Consider the following 18,837-nt stretch of genomic DNA (forward strand, 5'->3'; position numbering starts at 1 on the left):
ATGAATCCTGCGCTTTTGCAAATTCTGGATATTCCTGCAGATACCCAAATGGAGCAGTGGCTGACACAAATTCACGCGGATGACCGCAATGGGGCGCGTGATATGTGGGTGCATAGTCTCAAGACCGGCAGCGACTTCGTGCGCCAGCTGCGTTTTCTGCGCAGCGACGGCGAAACGCTGTGGCTGGATATTCACGCCCGAGTGGTGATGTTGACCCAAGGCGGCCACTCCTTGGGGTTGGTCGGTGTGGTGAAGGACATTACCGAGCGGCGCCAGCAAGAGGCGTTGCAGCGTTGGGAAGCCGAACATGACCCCTTGACCGGGCTGCTGAATCGACGTGGTTTCGAACGCCGCCTGGAAGAAGCGTTTGCTGACTTCCAGAAAACCAGCACGCCTTCGGCGCTGCTGTTGTTCGATCTTGATCACTTCAAGCCGATCAATGACGAAGGCGGCCATGCCCTGGGTGACGAGATGCTACGCCGCATTGCTCAGGTGGTGGCCTGGGAGGTACGCCGCAGCGACCATGTGGCCCGCCAGGGGGGCGATGAGTTTGGTGTGCTGTTGCCCAGCTGCACCCTTAGCCAAGCCAGGGTGATTGCCGATTCACTGCGCAAGGCGGTGAGTGACGTGTCGGTGACCCATGAGGGCAAGGAATATACCGTTACCTTGAGTATTGGCGTGACCGTCTTCGATGAAAGCGATGACACCGTGGAAGTCGCCCTGGCCCGTGCCGATGCCGCCAGCTACGACGTCAAGGGCCAGGGGCGCGATGGCGTGATGGTCAAGCTGACGGGGGAAAGCGACCCGGTGGCGTTGTTCGATTAAGGTAGTGCAAATCCTTCTGCCTGCCAGGTTTCCAGCCAGCCTGGTAGTGCGTCGGCGGGCATCGGGCGGGCAATGCCGTAACCTTGTGCCAGGTGGCAGCCCATGGCCAGCAAGGCTTGGGCATGCTCCATGGTCTCGACCCCTTCTGCCAGCACCGGCCGTGAGAATTTTCTGGCCATGAAGATGATGCTTTCCACGATGGCTCTGTCGTCCTCACTTTCCAGCATGTCGCGCACGAAATCGCGGTCTACCTTGATCAACTGCACGGGCAGGCGACGGAAGTAGGCCAATGAAGAGTAGCCGGTGCCGAAGTCGTCGAGGGCAATTTTAATACCTAGCCGCTGACACTGTTCCAGCACGTGCAGGGCAGCTTGCATGTCATCCAGCGTGGCCGATTCCAGAATCTCGATGGCGAGCAGTCGCGAGGGGACTTGCGGGTAGTACAGCAGCAGCTGTTCCAACTGCGGCAGAAAGCCGGGGTGCAGCAGGTGTTGCGGGCTGATGTTGACACTCACCTGCAGTTCGATGCCCATGGCCAGCCAGCTTTGCAGCTGCTTCAAGGCGGCTTCGATGACCCACTCCCCCAGATGAAACTCCAGCTCGCTGCCTTCCAGCAGCGGCAGAAACTCTGCCGGATTGCGCAGCCCGTGTTGCGGGTGGATCCAGCGAATCAGCGCCTCAGCCCCGACCACGGTGTGCGATTTGAGATCGACCTGGGGCTGATAGTAGAGACGAAATTCGTCATTGGCCAGGCCGTGCTGAATGGCGCTGCGCTCCTGCTGGCGCAGTTTGACCAGGTACTCCTGATCAGTGCTGTAGCGTACGCACTGGGCAACCCCTTGGGTCTTGGCCTGATAGAGTGCCTGATAGGCATGGCGAAACAGGGCGTCGGGGTCGACGTTGTCGTTGGGGTAGGTGGTCATACCGATACAGGCAGTGAGCTTCAACTTTTGCCCGTTGACGTGCAGCGGCTGCTGTAGGGCGTGCTGGATGGTGGACGGGGTGAGGCGTTGGGTTGGCCCTGCCAGCACAAATTCATCGCCACTGAGCCGTGCCGTGATGCCCTGGGCCTTGAAGGGGCTGACCAGGGCTTCCAGCCGTTTGGCTACCCGTCTGAGTATGCTATTGCCAGTGGCGTAGCCAAACAGGTCGTTAAGGCGTTTGAAGTCATCGATATTGAGCACTGAGATGGTCAGTGGCGCATGATGCTGCACCAGTGCTTCCAACTGCGTACGGGCTAGCCGCTGATTGGGCAGCTGGGTCAGCTCATCGATATTGGCAGCCTTGTAAAGCGCCTCTTCATGCAGCTTGGTGTCGGTAATGTCCGACTGAATGGCAATGAAGCCGCCGCCGGTTTGCTCATTGGCAGGCAGCGGGTTACAGCTTATATGCACCCAGTACGGGGTGCCATCCTTGCGGTAGTTGAGCAGTTCTTCTTCGAAGTGCTGGCGATGGCGCAAAGCCCGGGCAATGCGCAGCACCGTGGCGCGGTCGGTGGCTTTGCCCTGCACCAGTTGCCCCGGCTTCTTGCCGACCGCTTCTGCGAAGGTGTAGCCACTGAGCCGGGTAAAGCCATCGTTGATCCATTCGATGTTGCCGCGTGCATCGGTGATCACCACGCCGTTGCTGGTGTTCCTGGCCACCAGGGAGAGCCGTGCGATGGCCTGTTGATCTTGATGTTGCTGGCGGTGGTGGCGCAGAGTGTTGATGAACTGCCCGATACTACCCAGCAGCGGGGCCAGGTACTCCACCAGGTCGGGATGATAGCCCCCGGGGCGATTGGCCAGGCCAATCATGGCGATGCAACGACCGTGGAAGTGAATCGGTGCCCCCAGAAACGCATCGAGCGGTGGATGCCCCGGTGGCAGGCCGCCGCGCCTGGGGTCATGGGCGGGGTCGTTGGCAATGACCACTTCTTCGTGGCGCATCACATGGCCGAACAGCGTATCCAGGTTGCTGAACACCATGCCGCTGGGGGCGTGCTGAGCGTAGAATTGCCGCGAGGGCTCGTCCCAACTGATGTCGGTGATGGCATGGGTCACCAGATAGGGTGTCTTGTCGGGGTGGTAAAGCACTTCGCCGATGAAGCCGTATTCGCTGCCGGTGAGGGTGAGCAGGTCGTCGAGCAATGGGTTGAGTGCCTTGGCATTGCCCTGTTCGTCGATAAAGCTGGCTTGCGCCCGCATGATGGCCTGCTCCAGTGCCTGCTGGCGCAGTAGCTGTGTTTCGACCTTCTTGCGGGGAGTGACATCCACCATGGTGCCGATGATCTGCACCACTTGGCCATCCACGGCCAAGGGGTTGCCGGTGATTCTGACCCAGAGCGGCTCGCCCGAGGGGGTCTGCATCTCGAAGATATCGTTGAAGGGCGCTCCGTGGGTGATGGCGGTGTCGATGGCTTCGACGAGCCGAGCGCGGTCAGCCGAGGTGTACGCCTGCATGCGCGCTTCGAAGGTGTTGGCTTGCCGAGCATTGGTTTGATAGAGCGCATCGACCACATCGTTCCAGTGGGTGGTTCGGGTGGCGACATCCATCTCCCAAAGGCCGATGGCGGCATTGCCAATGGCCTGGTAGGCGCGTTGGCTCAGGTAGTGCTCGAACTGCAGCATGGTGTTGCTGGCCAGTTGCTGTAGCAGCTCCCGCTGGGTAGGGCTCAGTTGGCGGGGTTTGTGGTCCATGACGCACAGCGTGCCGAGGATGTTGCCATTATCGGCAACCAGCGGCATGCCAGCATAAAACACCACATGGGGCGCCTCGCTGACCATGGGAAATTTATGAAGCCGCGCATCCAGGCGTGCATCCGATACTTCGAACAGCTTGGGTTCGAGGATGGCTTCCCCGCATAATGAGAGCTGACGTAATACCGTGGGGCTGTATTCGCCCACGCCACTTTTGACCCAGACGTGACTGGCATCCACCAGCGTGATCAAGGCCATGGGGGTTTCGCAGTAAGCAGCCGCTAGACGGGTGATGCGGTCAAACTCCTGGTCAGCCGAAAGATCCCCCAGTGTGTACCGCTTCAGGGTGAGAAGCCGCTGTGCTTCGTGTTCAGGGACGGCGGGCTGTACCATACGTAACGTATCCGTGATGCGCGTTTAGGGCTACTTTCCCTTATGCCGAGGTGCCTGTCTAGCCAGTCGACAAATCCTGGTCAACGGTAGAGTTTGACATCCTCCCCGCCCTCAGGACGGGGATTCCCACTTCTGGACGGCCATGCCCGACCGCAAGAATGTTCTTGGCCGCGTTCACATCGCGGTCGTGAGTGACACCACACTCACTGCAAGTCCACTCTCTTATTCTCAAGCCTGATCTACCCTTCGGACTACTGACGGAAATACAACCGCAGCTCGAACAGGCTTGGGTGGTGTACGACTCGTTGACCTCTTTAAAAACAATGCCTGCGCTATCGCATTTATATTCCAGCATTGTTTTCAGCATAGCCCAGCCAGCGTCCAGCACTGACTTGGCCATCTTGGTTTTGGCCAACGAGGATGATTTCACATTACCGACGTAGATTTCCCCCGCACGGTTCACCAATTGACGGCTGAACTTGTGCAAGGCGTCCTTGCGCCGATTGGCAATCTTGGCGTGAATGTTTTGGGTACGCTTTTTCTTTCCGGCGCGTTGTGCAACAGCCAGCTTATCTTCCATATCGAGGTAGAAACGACCGGCTTCCAGCCTTGTACCATCCGAGCAGGTGGCGGTATCTTTCAGACCAAGGTCGATACCGATCTTGTCTTGACCGGCTGGCGGGTCTACCTCAATTTCAACCACGACATTGAAGTACCAGCGCCCACGCGCATCCTCGTTGAAGGATGCAGAGCGGAGCTTGTACTGGCTCAGCCCGTAGCTGTCCCAGACTTTGAAGTAACTGCCGTTGTGGAATACTTGCCCGCTCTTCCATTTGGCCGCGCCGGTATTGACCGGAATCCAGCCGAGAGAACGACGAACGCCACGCGATTTGCGCCAGTTGAGACGAGCCTTCCTAAACTGCTTGCGGCGGGTGACATATTCGGCGGCGATGCACTGCAAGGTCTGGCTATGCAGACCAAGTTCCTTGCCCGCCCCTTTGGTATAGGGATGCAGGTCATACGCCGACAGAAACAGACCGCGCTCACGAATGGCACGAGATGAGAGTTCGTTCAGATAGTTCCAGCAAAAGTTCACACTGCGTGCCATGCGGTTAAGCTGGGCAATGTGCTTGTCTCTTACGCGAACTTTTAATGTCTTGGTCTGTTTCATGGCTTTGAGTATACTTGGCCTATGGACAAGATCAAGACTATCAGAACAGGAAGACACTGCGTTTTTGAAATGCACGCCCACTTGGTCTTCGTAACCAAATATCGTGGAAGAGTATTCAATGACGCACACCTTCAATCCCTTGAAACCCTGTTCAGGCAGGTGTGTCAGGATTTCGAGGCTGAGCTAAAGGAGTTCCATGGTGAAACGGATCATGTTCACTTACTGGTGAACTTTCCGCCCAAGGTGGCGGTTTCAAGGCTGGTGAACAGCCTGAAAGGGGTTTCGAGCAGGCGGATGAAGCTGCTGCACCCCGAATTGGTACAGACTTCATACAGGAAAAATGCGCTATGGAGTCCGAGCTACTTTGCGGGAAGCGTCGGCGGCGCGCCGCTGAGTGTCGTAAAGCAATATATTGAGCAGCAAACAAGACCGGAATAGGGGACGCTTCGCGTCCCACGCTATTCATCCTCGCACTAGAAGTACGAGGTTTTTCGCGTTAATTGATAAGACGTCGCTTATCCAACTGAGAGGGCTGCTGTGGATCTACTGGAACTGTTTACCCGCACGCTAGACGTGACGCTACCCGTGTTTGCCATGGTGTTCATCGGCATTGGCTTGAAACGCCTTGGCTGGATCGACAGTGCCTTTATCAGCACGGCCTCGACGCTGGTGTTCAAGGCGACGCTGCCGACGCTTATTTTTCTGAGTCTAGTCAAGGCCGACCTCAGTGTCGCGTTGGACATTCCGCTGCTGCTGTTCTTCGCTGTGGCCACCCTGGCGCAGTTCGCCCTGAGCTGGGGCTGGGCGCATCTACGTGTGCCCCAGGCAGACAGAGGGATATACGTGCAGGGGGCCTTTCGCGGCAACTGTGGCGTGGTGGGGCTGGCCTTGGCGGCGGGCATGTATGGCAACTACGGGCTTTCGGCGGGAAGCCTGCTGCTGGGCGTGGTGATCGTGATGTATAACGCGCTTTCCGTGGTGGCCCTGGCGGCGTACCAGCCCGGCCAATCCACCGACTGGCGCAGCCTGCTGGGGCATATCGTCAAGAACCCGCTGATTCTTTCCGTGTTCGCGGCGTTGCCGTTCACGGCGTTCTCGGTAGGGCTGCCAAGCTGGGTGATGACCTCGGGCAACTACTTTGCCTCGCTGACGCTGCCCCTGGCGCTGATCTGCATTGGCGCCACGCTTTCGGTGTCCAGCTTGCGTGAAGGCAGCCAAGTGGCCATGAGTGCCAGCCTGATGAAGATGGTCGCCTTGCCCGCCTTGTCGACGGTCGCGGCGTGGCTGTTGGGCTTTTCCGGCGCGCAACTGGGCCTACTGTTCCTGTTCTTCGCCAGCCCCACCGCCGCCGCCAGCTTCGTGATGGTGAAGGCCATCAACGGCAACGTGGCCCTGGCCGCCAATATCATCGCCATCACCACCCTGATGGCCAGCATCACCGTGACCCTGGGCATTTTCGCCCTGCGCCTGGCGGGGTGGATTTAAAGCGCGACGGTTGGCCGAGGCAAGCCAACGCGCTATACTACGCGCCCCCTAAGTCCCTGTAGCTCAGTAGGATAGAGCAGCCGCCTCCTAAGCGGCAGGTCGCAGGTTCGACTCCTGCCAGGGACGCCATTGGGGGCTGCTCGGGAAGTCCTCAAAAGCCTATAAGCAGAACTAATGCGTTGATTCGTATTGGTTTTTGTTCGCCTGATTGATGTTCTGTTGCTTGTGATATCTTATTTTTAGAACCCCGCCATTGTGCGGGGTTTTGTGTTTTGGGGCTTTTGTGGGGTTTGTAGTGGCATTTAACAGTCTTGTGGTAGGGTTGCTATGGGCTATGCTGGCTTAGGGGGGCGCTATCGGCGCGTTGTACCCACCCGCCTGCGGGGTTCGCTTGTGGGGCAATTCTTCATGCACCCCTAAAAAACGGCTCAAAGCCCGCTGTTGCTGGTCTGTAGGCGGGTTTTGGGTGCATGGGAGTCATGCGAAATTTTACGGCTATTTAAGTATCGCGCCGGGAAAGCAATGTAGTTAAGTTCATGTGTGGTAGATGAATAAAATTTACATGCCGAGAAGTGCCTAAGCATAACGACTAGTTCTTAACAAAGACGGTATTCTCTAGCCTAAAGTATTAGGTAAAAAGGTAGTTTTATAGTGTTGAGATAGGTGATGATGTCTGAAGAATATTTACAATTAAAAAATTTATGCATATCAAGCTGTTTTTGAAGACTTTTTCGCGAGCCATCAGGAATTTGTGTTCAGGATGGGTGATCCGGCATTATCCATATTTTTGGAAAAAGTTTTCATTACCAAATTAACTACGTAGGAGAAAATGCTATGGGAAGCTCGGGTTCAGGTCGCTTTTCAGATTATCCTGGCACTAAAGCAAGAGAAGTTGATGGAAATGGTACAGGCGTAGCTGGTGGCACTAGCGGCGTCGATAAATGCCTACAAGCATTTCAGGTGCTACTCGAAGATGTAGGAAATAGTGATTTTTATTCGCAATTCAATAACGTTCCGGCCACTGGCGACCAGTTGGTAATTCGCTTCGATAAGAGGCGTGTTTTTGCACTTGACGTGAATGGTGTAAAAGTCGGCGCACTCCCCACATCATTCAATTATCTCGTTGAGTGTATGGAAGATGGAGTGACATATGTCGGAGTAGTGAGCTCTTCATCTGTGTCACCCGTCCCAACCGTAGCCGCTGACTTTGTAGCGAAATAATTATGGCCAACTGCGATCCAGCTTTATTAGTCGTTGGTGAATTGGTTGTGGATTATACACTCTCTCGGAATGGTGAGATGTGTAAGCTACGCTTAGGTGGCATCTGTCACGCTGCGAGAGGGCTTTGGGCTGCAAACATTGAATACTCAGTGGCAGCGTTTTGCCCGAGATACCTGGTTGATGAAGCAGAAAGCTATCTCTTTGATTTCGGTTGCAAAGAGTTTATCTGGCTTGGTGACGTGATTGGTGCGCCCAACGTAATCCTTATCGGTGATGTGACTGAGGTTTCGCATCAAGGCTACGAAGATTTGATGCGTGATACCAAGATAGTGAAATTTCAAGACCCTTTACCGCAACTCGACGCTTATCAAAAAGTCGTTGTTTTCCCTGGCAAGTTTGATATGAACACACTCTTCAGTGTGTTCGCTGAAGACGCTCAGTTCTCTATCGACATCGCATACGATGTTGAGGACCTCTCATCACTCAAAGCGTTCATAGGTCGCATAGAAGCTATCATTATCTCAACGTCGTCCTCCCTCTTTATGAGGCTAGGAGCAGAAAATATCGAAGAATTGCTAGATGAAATAAATACGCTTTCGCCAGATGTCTTCCTACTCAAAGAGAATCGAGGTGGCAGCCGACTTTTTGACATGCAAGATGGGGGCGTAGAAGAAATACCGGCTAAGTTGAGTCAAACTGCAAATTCAGTCGGCGTTGGTGATGTCTATTCCAGCGTCATGGTAGGCCTTTCTTACAAGGGCTGGGTCGAAGCAGCATGGCGTGGAAGCCAAGCTGCCACTGTGTACTCCCAGACTACGTTTCCTGACGACATGAAGCGCGATGTACAGCGGGGGTTTCGACTTTCAGTGGAGGTGCTGCAAGCGCTTGGCGGAACGGTGCTCCCATGGCATGACCGTCAAACCTACTCAATCTATCTTGCCGGTCCTGACTTCACGTATGTTTCAAAGCAGGAGCTGGACCATGCTTTAGACAGTCTCACGTATCACAACTTCAAAGTGCGACGCCCCATTTTGGAGAATGGGGAGTTAAAGCGACCAGCAAGTGAAGCTGATCTGCAACAAACGTATCATCTTGACTACAAGCTATTGAAGGAATGCGATGTAGTCTTCTCGGTTCCTCTAGACCGTGATCCTGGTACGCTTGTTGAGCTCGGCATGGCAATTGAGATGGGAAAACCGGTCGTTACCTATGACCCTCGCCGCGAAAATGAAAATACCATGGTGATCTCAGGTAGTTCAGTTTATTCCAAGGATCTTGACGCGTGTCTCAACGGCACTTTCGAAGTTATTTCTGCACTTAGGGCCAAATCGCGATGAGACAGGCGCTTTTACTAGCCTCAGGAGGGCTAGATTCAACAACTGTTGCATACCAGCTTGTTTCTTCAGGTGTAGATGTCACACCAATTTTTTTGATTATGGACAGCATTGTGTCGACGTTGAATGGAGTCGGGTAAACGAAGTTCTGCCCTCTAGCATGCGACCACCTGAGCGCTTTGACATATCCAGTATCTTTCAGGGATCGTCGTCTCGATTGATTCGTGAAGCAGATCTTTGGACGGAAGACGTCAAAGATGACGACTTGTACATTCCCTACAGAACAATGATATTCTTCGCCGCCGCCGCGGCTCGTGCGCAAACCGTCGGAATACTGGATGTTTACACAGGTTTTATAAATAGTAACCATGCTAAAGAAATTGATTGTACTGCTGAGTTTATGAATAGCCTTGATGGGCTTACCTCAAGCATTGGGCCAGTACGTTTTCATTCCCCGTTTCGATATTGGTCAAAGGCTGATGTAGCCAGTACTGCTGCTGATCTTGGTGTACCTATTGGACGCACATATTCATGCCAAGCAGCCGCAAGTTTTCCTTGTGGTGCCTGCCCGAATTGTGTGGAGCGCCTGAACGCATTGAAAGAGGCAAAATTAGTATGACCAGCCCCGCCATTGAGATGCTGCTCATAGCACGACGCATCGCAAATTATGCGAAAGATGAAGGGGTGCTCACGGATGAGAAAAAAGCACGCCTTTCGAGTGATCACCTGGGGGCCGTTCTTGCGGATTCAGTGCTTCAAGCTGGGCTTAATTATAAGTCAGTCGTGCGTCCGCGTGTTTTAGAAATTCTGCGCAAACATCCAGAGTGCCTTACTATTTCCTCACTGATCTCAGTTATTCAGAATGGAGGCTCGGGAGCATTTTTGAATTGGCGCCATCATGAGAAGATAAGTCGTTTTGAAGCGCTGGTAATTTTCCTCCATGGATTGGGCATTGAAAATGCAGAAGATTTGCGAGCAGGATTAGGGACTGATGAATTTTGTTCCGCAATTCAAACCGTTAACGGGATTGGACCTAAGACAGTAGATTATATGGCGTGTCTAGTTGGTCTCGACACTATCGCAGTTGATCGTCATGTTCGCGCATTTGCGAAAGCGGTTAAGGTTGACAATGACGACTACCAATTTCTGCGTGAGACCTTTTGTTATGCTGCTGATCTCCTCTCATTGCCCCGCAGAGAATTTGATGCCTGGCTCTGGCGTCGGGCTGTAGCTCCAGTTCAAGATCAAGCGCAGTTGGCCCTCGCAGTGTAGGCACATTTATATACTGCTTACTGTATATGCTCATTGAGATATAAGCTTATTGCTCTTGGTTAACCATTTTAGAAACGGGATAGGTCAAATCAGGTATAGGTCTAAGATTACGTCCTATTCAGGCGTAAAATGGTATACATGGAGGTATACTTTTCTTTTTTCTGTGTGATAAATCTATTTTAAATTAACTGCTTAGAGGGGTTGTTAAGATCCTGCCAGGACGCCAACGTTTGCTCCTCGGCAAGTCCTCGAAATCCCAGAGCCTCAGCTAACACTCTGAACGCTTCCAAGCGTTCATCCCTATTACATATTCCTCCCTATCTACCCCCTCACACCACCGGCAACTCAATCACAAACTCGCTGCCGCCGCCGGGGGCGTCCTGGTAGTGTACGTCGCCGCCTAGCTGGCGGCAGATTTCTCGGGTGATGGCCAGGCCAAGGCCGGTGCCGGGGAGTTTGCGGGTGTCGCTGCTGTCGGCTTGCGAGAAGCGTTGAAAGAGCTGTGCCTGGAAGGCTTCGGGCACGCCGGGGCCGTGGTCGCGCACGCGGATTTCTGCGCGGCCTTGCTGGGCGTGGGCGGTGATGCTGACGGCTTCTCCTGCGGGGGTGAACTTGATGGCGTTGGAGATCAGGTTGGTCAGTGCCTGGATGAGCCGCTGGCCATCCACGTTGACGTTCAGGGTGGTGTCGTTGGCCTGCAGTTGCAGGCTGACCTGGTGCTGGTCGCCATAGCTGCCCATGGATTCGATGGCTTCCGTGATCAGGGGGGCCAAGGGCTGTTCGGCGAGCTGCATGGGCATTTTTCCGGCCACCAGCTTTTCCATGTCCAGCAGGTCGTTGATGAGCGTGGTCAGGCGCTGGCCGTTGCGCAGGGCGGTATCGAGCAGGGTGGCGGCCTGGGGTGGAAAGACTCCCAGTGCACCCCCGGCCAGCAGCCCTAGCGCACCGTTGATGGAGGTGAGCGGGGTACGCAGTTCATGGCTCACCGTGGCGATGAACTGATTCTTCATTTTATCCAGCCGACGCCGTTCGGTGATGTCTTCGATGAGCGACCAGATGACCCGTTTGCCATCCGGGTCTTGGCTGAGCATGCCTTGCAAGCGCACCGGGTAGCGGCTGCCGTCCTTGCGGTAATACTCTTTTTCGAACGGGCCGTACCGGCCATGGGTGGCCAGGCTGGTCAGCACCAGCTCCTCTTCAGGTTGGTACTCTTTGGGGGTCAGGTCCCAGTAGCTGAGGTTGACGAACTCGTCCCGCGTGAAGCCGGAGGGCTGGATAAGGGCGTCGTTGAGGTCGATGAAGCGTCCGGTTTCGTAATCGTTCAGGGCAATGCCGATGGGGGCAAATTCGAACAGGCCGCGCAGGCGGCTTTCGTTGCGTTCCATGGCCAGGCGGGCCAGCTCTTGTTCATGAATATCGTACAGGTAGCCGTGCCACAGCACGCTGCCATCGGCCAGGCGTTCTGGGCGGGCTTGGCCGGTGGTCCAGCGGTAGTGGCCGTCGGGTTGCTTGACGCGGTAGGTGGCTTCCCAGTAATCGAGGGTGTTGGCGGAGTGCACGATACTGGCCGCGACGCTCTCGAGGTCGTCGGGGTGGATGGTGGCCAACGCGGGCCCTGCATCCTGGGCGGCTTCTTCTGGCGTAATACCGTAGAGCGCCTCGATCTGCGGAGAGCTGAACGGGAAAGTGGCGCGACCATCGGGAAATAGCCGGTATTGGTAGATCGTGCCGGGCAATTGGGCCATCAGTTTGGTGACCCGTTCGTTGCTCAGGCTGTTGGTGAGCGTGTCCGAGAGCCAGCGCGCGAGCAGGCGCATGAACAGGGTCTCGCTTTCATCGAACTCTCCCAGCCGGGAGTGGCTGGAGGTGAAGTTCAGGGTGCCGAATATTTGGCCCTCTACGTTCAGGGTAATGCCTGCGTAGGTGCCGATGGGAAAGCTCTGGTTGCATGGATGATGGTGGTAGCGGCTGTCGGAGACGTTGGCAATGAACAGCTCGTGCTGCTGGTCGGAAAGCAGCAGTTGGCACCAGGTCTGGTCGACGGGGAGGCTGTAGCCGGCCGGTATGGGCAGGGTGTCGGGCGCATCGACCCAGCGCACGGTGTACACTTCGCTTTCGATCTGGCTGATCACGGCCAGGTCCAGCCCGAGATAGGCCTTGGCACGGGCCAGGGCGTGCTGGATTCTGGCATCCAGGGTCTCGGCGGGCTGAAAGGCGATATCGTTGAGCAGATTGAGGGCGTCGTGGTGCTTGCGCAGCTGGCTGCGGGCTTCGTGCTCGCGGGTGATATCGACAATGAAGCCTTCCATGATGAGCGGGTATTGCGCATTGCCGGGTACCCAGTTGCCGCGCTCTTCGACCCAGCGCCAGCTGCCGTCTCGGTGGCGAACGCGGTACTCGAAATGCCAGCCTTCCTTGCGTTCCAGCGCCAGGTTGACCTGTTCGGTCAGCATGGGGCCGTCGTCGGGGTGTACCAGCTCGGCGTAGCTGGTGGATTTGTTGTTCAGCAGCTCTTCGGCGGGGTAGCCGCTGATCTGGTCGATTTGGCCGCTGATGTAAAGCATGGTCCAGTTGTCGTCGGGCAGGCAGCGGAACGTGACGCCGGGCATGTTGCTGAGCAGCGAGGCGAATTCGTCACGACTGGTTTGTAGCTCCCGTTGAGCACTGACTTCCTGTGTCACATCGGTGTGGGTGCCGTACATCAGCAGTGGTTTGCCGTCCGGCGTCCAGTCGAACACTTGCCCACGATCGTGTACCCATATCCAGTGGCCATGTTTATGGCGCATGCGAGCCTTGCAGCTGTAGCTTTCCGTGGCCCCCGAAAAATGGGCGTTCAACAGCCTTTCCGACTCCACAAGGTCGTCGGGATGTGCCAGCGCCAGCCAGGTATCGATGGTGGTAGGGCTGAGCTCCGCTAAGGTGTAGCCGAGCATTTCTGCCCAGCGTTCATTGAACACGGTTTCTCCCGTTTGCACGTTCCATTGCCAGGTACCTGCTCGCGTGCCTTCAATGACTAGACGTGCCCGGCGCTCGCTCTCTTGCAAGGCCATGGCCAGGCCCGTGCGCGAAACGTTGTGCTCGATATCTCTTTGTACCAGCTCTTCGACCATGGCGGCCATGTCGCCCAGTAGTTGGAGCTGTTCACTGCCAAACTGCCGAGGTTGAGGGTCCAGTAGGCAAAGAGTGCCGATACGCTGGCCGTGAATGCGCAGCGGAACACCTGCATAGAAGCGTAGGAAGGGCGCTGACATGACCATGGAAAGATGCGCGAAGCGGGCGTCTTGCCGAGCGTCCTCCACGATCAGCGGCGCTTCGTCCAGGCTGGCATCACCACAAAACGACTGCTCGATGGGTAGCAAGGGCAGGTCGATACCTTGACAGGATTTGAACAGCAGTCTGTCCTGATGAAGGAACGAGATCACCGCCACCGGGACGCTGAAGGTTTGCTGGGCCAAACGGGTGATGCGGTCGAACCGAGCGTCGGTGCTATCATCCAGCAGGTCACTGATGGCGGGTATTGTCTGACCCGCTGACAAGTGTGCTTGGCTGGGAAGCTGTTTCATCGCATCACCACGTGAATTCGGATTGATTGGGCAAAAGGCGTACTGCGCAGATCTCTCGTGCGTTACCGATGGACGAGCGCTTTATCTTTCACAAAACTATTGTAAATAAGGGTTAAGGCAGGGTATCTAGGAAGTGTGTGAAAAATTGTGGAATGTGAGGTGCTGGCGGTAGGAGGTAATGAATGAAGTACGTACTCTTTTGGTTGCCATTGGCTCTGGTGGGGTGCGTTGCCGCCGGAAGCGACGCCGCCCCCAGCATGCAGGCTGCGGCCGCAGAGTACTGTGAGGCGCGGGGAGGCGAGCGCATGACCCGCGAAAGCCGGCTGGGCACAGGGCGTTATTGCCGCTTACCGGATGGCCGCGTAGAAAATGAGTGGCGTCTTTATCGTACGGAACGGTTGGATAACTTCTAACCCTACCTGGTGGCTAACAGTGCAAGTGGTTATAGCGATTCTTCTCGTTCGATGGCGTACCCTGACGGGGTGGCCTGCCCTGGCAGCCCTGATGATAGTATTTTCTGGACTGGCTCACGGTTACCAGGGCCCATCGCCATTGACGGATTGGGAATATCGTTGGGGAGATTCGCCACTGGGCAGTGAAGGAGTGTCACGCGGGTTGTCGGAGCCAGGTGGCGACTGGCAGGCCATTGCTTTTCCGTCGAACCCGCCCGAGCGAGAGGGAAGGCAGTTAGTGTGGTTCAGGACTGTACTGCCGGAGGGCAACTGGCGTGATCCGGTGATCCACATCACCAGCATCAATCTGGTGGGGCAGGTGTTTTTGGGCGATGAGCTGATTTATGAGCATGGTGATATGCAGCAGCCGCGTTTCATAGGTTGGCCCTGGCATTTGATCCCGCTTCCCGACGATTTTGCCGACCAGACCCTTTCATTGCGCATTTATTCGGACTACACCAGCATTGGCTTATGGGGCGATGTCCGAGTAATGGACCGCCTGGGTGCCCTCAAGGCGATGCTGAAAGCGTCGGCGAAAGACCTGGCGGTCAGTGCGTTCAGCCTGTTGTTGGCAACGCTTGCGGGTATTTTTGCGCTGATGGGCCCTGACCGGCGAGGCTTTGGTGCCACGGCGCTGTTCGCCTGTGCTTCCGGATTGATGCTGTTGGCCGAAACGCCTGCCAGGCAGCTGATTGCCGATGCCCCCTTGGCCTGGGACATGCTGCGCGCCGCCAGTTATTTTACCTTGCCCATTGCCATGGGGCTGCTGTTGAGCCACTGGTTGGTGGGGTCGGCCAAGCGCTGGATGGCGCGTTTCTGGCAGCTTCATCTGGGGTATCTGGTGGTGACGATGGGGCTGGTGCAGTTCGGCTTCTTGAACTTGGCCCTGACCTTTCCCGTGTTTGACGTGCTGCTGTTGCTGACGTTGCCCTGCATGCTGCTGATCACCCTGGTGGCATGGCGCCGCTTGGCGTTGGAGCAACGTTTGCTGGTGTTCAGCTTTGTGATGTTCGCGCCTTTGCTGGTGCTCGATATGCTGGTGGCCCACGGGCTGGTGGCGCTGCGGCAAGTGCCTTTGAGCGTTGGGGCGCTGGGCTTTTCGATGGCCATCGTGGGGGTCTCGCTGTGGCATTACCGTTTCACGCAGCGGCAGCTGGCGCTGGCGAACCTGACGCTGGAGGCGCAGGTGAAGTCGCGTACGGCGGAGCTGGATCAACTGGTGGACCAGTTGAAGGGATTGTCGCTCCAGGACGCCTTGACCGGGCTGCCCAATCGGCGCCACTTCGATACGCTGCTGGATGAAGAGATGGAGCGCGCCGCCCAGAGTGGGCAGCCGCTTTGCCTGTTGATGATCGACATCGATCACTTCAAGAACGTCAACGACAGCTTTGGCCATGATGTGGGCGATGCGGTGCTGATCGAAGTCGCCAACCTGCTGACACGCTGCTTTCGCGGGAGCGATGTGGTGTGCCGCCTAGGCGGGGAGGAGTTCGTGGCGCTGTTGCCAATGACCGACCTCGATGAGGCCGAACGACGGGCCAACGAGCTGTTGCAGATGCTGCGTACCCATGCCTTGTTTCACCTCCAGCAACCGTTGGGCTACATCACGCTTTCGTGTGGTATTGCGGCGTACCCCGAGCATGCCGACAGCCGACACTCGCTGATCAAGATGGCAGACCAGGCGCTTTATCAGGCGAAGAACCGTGGGCGAGATCGCTGTGTGATCTGGCAGCCGACTGAAGCGGATCAATCGTTTATTGATGCTTTTTAAATGTTATGCAAGTTGTGTAGAAGAGTTGTTATAAGTTTTTTGTCTGGCTAATGACAAACATCGTTTTTATAGTTGTTGATCTCGTTGTTTTTAGTGAATGTCAACAAATGTCACATCTCCTGCTGGCCTAGTTACTTTTTTAATATCTCCCTCCATAGTAGTTACATAAGCCCAATGATGGGTGCTGCCCAGGCAGTCGATAACGAGGGGGTGTGTGATGAGAAACAATGGCTATGTCTCCCAGGTGAACTATCCTATTGATCCTGATGATTTTTTGATTTCGCGTACCGATGTCAACGGTTACATCACATACGCGAACCCCCGGTTCATCGAGGTCAGCGGTTTTGATATCGAAGAGCTGATGAATGAACCCCATAACGTCGTTCGCCATCCGGATATGCCTCCGGAAGTATACCGCGATATGTGGGCCACCCTGCGTGAAGGCATCTCTTGGCAAGGCTATGTGAAAAACCGCCGTAAAAACGGAGATCACTATTGGGTGCATGCCAATGTCGTGCCGGTCATGGATAAAGGAGAACTCCAGGGGTATGCGTCGCTGCGTTCTTATGCGGAAGAGGAAAAGACGCGCTACTTCGATAACATTTACCGGCAAATGCGTGAAAAGACGTGCCCCTACTACTTGCAGCGCGGGCAGTTAAAGCGCCGTGGGTTATTGGGCAAGCTACCAACCATTCACTGGGAAAGCGTCAAAACGCGCCTGCTGTTCGCCACGCTGGCCAGCGTAGTGCTGTTGGACGCTGGCCTGGCGGTGACTCAGCACTATGCCCTGGGGGGATGGCAGTTAGGGGTGTTGGCTCTGGTGCTGGCTGGGTTGATCTGTGGCGTCAATGTCTTGCTGTTGGGGTCGTTGAACCGTTCGGTCGGTTCGCTGAAGGATATTGCACTGCAACTGGCGGCAGGGAATCTGAATGCTGCCATTCCTTCTACCCGGCGCCAATCGCTTCGTCAGACGCTGGAAGCTCTCCAACTGATGCGTCGCTCGCTACTCTCCACGGCCAGCGACATCCAGCGCAATATGGAAGTCATCAGCCCGGTGGTCGACCAGATTCTCAATAACAACAGCAACATGGCTGATCGCCTGGAGCAACAGGCTTCCGCCGTGCAGCAAACCGCTGCCAGTATGGAAGAGATCTCCAGTACCGTGCGCCAAAGCGCGTCCAACGCGGAGCTGGCGAGCAAGGCGGCAGATACCAATCTGGCAGAGGTCAGTACGGCATCTCGCCTGACCGATGAGCTGGCGCAGGCAATGGAGGTGCTGACCAAACAGTCGGAGCGCATGAAGCACATGGTGCAGACCATCGATGCGATTGCCTTCCAGACCAACATTCTCGCTTTGAACGCTTCCGTTGAGGCTGCTCGGGCAGGGGAGCATGGGCGTGGTTTTGCGGTGGTGGCGCAAGAGGTGCGCAAGCTGTCCAACCAGACCGCCGAAGCGGCCAAGGAAGTGCAGCGCATGATCGTGGACACCAACCAGAGCGTTCTGGAAAGCGTGGCCCACACCCGTGAAACCCAGGCGGCCACGCTGCGTATCAAGCAGGCCAGCCAGCGCGTCAACGACTTGATGGAAGAGATTAGCCGCGCCGCCAGTGAGCAAAGCGATGGAGTCGCCCAGATCGGGCTGGCCATCGCCGAGATCGACAGCACGACGCAAGCCAGTGCATCCGACATGGAAAGCTACCGTCGAGTGGCCGATGCGCTCAGCGGAGAAGCCGCTTCCCTGAATAACAGCGTGAACGCGTTCAGAACTTCCAACCGTCATGCCAACTCTCAGCCCCACCGCCTACCGGCGCTGCGCCGCCCCGATTCGCTTCGCCTCGACAGCATGAAAGGCAAGCCCGCACTGCCTGCCCAACCCTCGACAGTAGCTGGTTGGGAACAGTTCTGAGTTCTTCCCCCTCCCTTGGTCCTGAAACCAGTCGCTTAGGCGGCTGGTTTTTTTTGTTCAGGGGCGTGTTGCATATCACGCTGTCAAAGGAGGCGCAGAGGGGTCGCCTGGCCTTTGAGTTAAGCTCAAGTCTTGTGTATGGAGGGAAGTAGAGAGGGTGGCGTATCCTGCTGATTGATCACGCCAGATCACAACCAGCATAGGATGGATACGCCATGAGCAATTCTACTCTCCAAGCCGTGACGCAGCCAGACGCCGGCGCTACTGATCCGTTGCATGAGCTGCTGCGCAAAGGGGCCCGAGACCTGATCGCCAAGGCCGTGGAGGCGGAGTTGAGCACGTTCCTGGAGCAATACGCCGACAAGACGCTGGAAGACGGCCGCCGTGCCGTGGTGCGCAACGGCTATCTTCCCGAACGAACGGTACAGACTGGCATCGGCGACGTTGCGGTCAAGGTCCCCCGGGTCCGTGACCGCAGCGGTGACGGGATCACCTTCAGCAGCGCGCTGCTGCCGCCCTATCTGAAGCGGGCCCGCAGCATTGAGGAGCTGATCCCCTGGCTCTACCTGAAGGGGGTCTCCACCGGCGACTATCAGGAGGCGCTGGCGGCGTTGCTGGGCGACCAGGCCAAGGGACTGTCGGCCAACACCGTGTCTCGCCTCAAGAAGCAGTGGGAGGACGAGCATGCCGACTGGCAAAAGCGTGACCTGGCAGACCAGCGTTACGTCTACTGGTGGGCAGACGGCGTGTACAGCAACGTGCGCTT

Annotated in this window: 14 protein-coding genes and 1 tRNA gene; 12 read left to right on the forward strand and 3 right to left on the reverse strand. The window is 56.2% G+C overall.

What is annotated here, in order from left to right; all coding sequences use genetic code 11:
* Positions 1-825 (forward strand): sensor domain-containing diguanylate cyclase (locus B7L72_RS11315; RefSeq protein ID WP_139788500.1); only part of this gene is annotated, 825 nt, incomplete at its 5' end.
* On the opposite strand, the gene B7L72_RS11320 is transcribed toward B7L72_RS11315, so the two are convergent.
* On the reverse strand, positions 822-3,896 hold the full coding sequence (locus tag B7L72_RS11320) for an EAL domain-containing protein (RefSeq protein ID WP_081194402.1): 3,075 nt from the start codon (positions 3,894-3,896) through the stop codon (positions 822-824). The genes B7L72_RS11315 and B7L72_RS11320 overlap by 4 nt on opposite strands.
* A gap of 58 nt (positions 3,897-3,954) precedes the next feature.
* Positions 3,955-5,067 carry an RNA-guided endonuclease TnpB family protein gene (locus tag B7L72_RS18930; protein ID WP_081194404.1) on the reverse strand — a complete coding sequence of 371 codons (1,113 nt, stop codon included), beginning with the start codon at positions 5,065-5,067 and terminating at the stop codon, positions 3,955-3,957.
* A gap of 21 nt (positions 5,068-5,088) precedes the next feature.
* Between B7L72_RS18930 and tnpA the strand changes: the two genes are divergently transcribed.
* The 7 genes from tnpA (at position 5,089) to B7L72_RS11360 (ending at position 10,379) form a co-directional block, all read left to right on the forward strand.
* On the forward strand, positions 5,089-5,505 hold the full coding sequence (gene tnpA, locus B7L72_RS11330; RefSeq protein WP_081136850.1) for an IS200/IS605 family transposase: 417 nt from the start codon (positions 5,089-5,091) through the stop codon (positions 5,503-5,505).
* A 99-nt stretch (positions 5,506-5,604) separates the two neighbouring features.
* Positions 5,605-6,552 carry an AEC family transporter gene (locus B7L72_RS11335; RefSeq protein ID WP_039177736.1) on the forward strand — a complete coding sequence of 316 codons (948 nt, stop codon included), beginning with the start codon at positions 5,605-5,607 and terminating at the stop codon, positions 6,550-6,552.
* A 52-nt stretch (positions 6,553-6,604) separates the two neighbouring features.
* Positions 6,605-6,681 (forward strand) — tRNA-Arg (locus B7L72_RS11340).
* A gap of 705 nt (positions 6,682-7,386) precedes the next feature.
* Entirely contained in the window at positions 7,387-7,773 is a 387-nt protein-coding gene (locus B7L72_RS11345; protein ID WP_217806074.1) for a hypothetical protein, read from the forward strand.
* A 2-nt stretch (positions 7,774-7,775) separates the two neighbouring features.
* On the forward strand, positions 7,776-9,110 hold the full coding sequence (locus B7L72_RS11350) for a nucleoside 2-deoxyribosyltransferase (protein ID WP_176212875.1): 1,335 nt from the start codon (positions 7,776-7,778) through the stop codon (positions 9,108-9,110).
* Positions 9,049-9,726 carry a 7-cyano-7-deazaguanine synthase gene (locus B7L72_RS11355; protein ID WP_217806075.1) on the forward strand — a complete coding sequence of 226 codons (678 nt, stop codon included), beginning with the start codon at positions 9,049-9,051 and terminating at the stop codon, positions 9,724-9,726. Before B7L72_RS11350 ends, B7L72_RS11355 begins: the two co-directional genes overlap by 62 nt.
* Positions 9,723-10,379: a hypothetical protein gene (locus B7L72_RS11360; RefSeq protein WP_081194408.1), complete on the forward strand. Its 657-nt coding sequence runs from the start codon at positions 9,723-9,725 to the stop codon at positions 10,377-10,379. Before B7L72_RS11355 ends, B7L72_RS11360 begins: the two co-directional genes overlap by 4 nt.
* A gap of 329 nt (positions 10,380-10,708) precedes the next feature.
* On the opposite strand, the gene B7L72_RS11365 is transcribed toward B7L72_RS11360, so the two are convergent.
* A complete protein-coding gene (locus B7L72_RS11365) occupies positions 10,709-13,942 on the reverse strand; it encodes a PAS domain-containing protein (protein WP_081194410.1) in 3,234 nt (1,077 codons plus the stop codon).
* A gap of 182 nt (positions 13,943-14,124) precedes the next feature.
* Between B7L72_RS11365 and B7L72_RS11370 the strand changes: the two genes are divergently transcribed.
* The 4 genes from B7L72_RS11370 to B7L72_RS11385 form a co-directional block, all read left to right on the forward strand.
* Positions 14,125-14,355: a DUF333 domain-containing protein gene (locus tag B7L72_RS11370; RefSeq protein WP_139788501.1), complete on the forward strand. Its 231-nt coding sequence runs from the start codon at positions 14,125-14,127 to the stop codon at positions 14,353-14,355.
* A gap of 277 nt (positions 14,356-14,632) precedes the next feature.
* On the forward strand, positions 14,633-16,165 hold the full coding sequence (locus B7L72_RS11375; protein ID WP_176212876.1) for a GGDEF domain-containing protein: 1,533 nt from the start codon (positions 14,633-14,635) through the stop codon (positions 16,163-16,165).
* 217 nt (positions 16,166-16,382) lie between these two features.
* A complete protein-coding gene (locus B7L72_RS11380; protein ID WP_081194414.1) occupies positions 16,383-18,071 on the forward strand; it encodes a PAS domain-containing methyl-accepting chemotaxis protein in 1,689 nt (562 codons plus the stop codon).
* 215 nt (positions 18,072-18,286) lie between these two features.
* A partial coding sequence (locus tag B7L72_RS11385) for a transposase (RefSeq protein ID WP_176212877.1) occupies positions 18,287-18,837 on the forward strand: 551 nt, incomplete at its 3' end.

It is taken from the genome of Halomonas sp. BC1, from assembly GCF_002078135.1.
Taxonomy (GTDB): Bacteria; Pseudomonadota; Gammaproteobacteria; order Pseudomonadales; family Halomonadaceae; genus Vreelandella; species Vreelandella stevensii.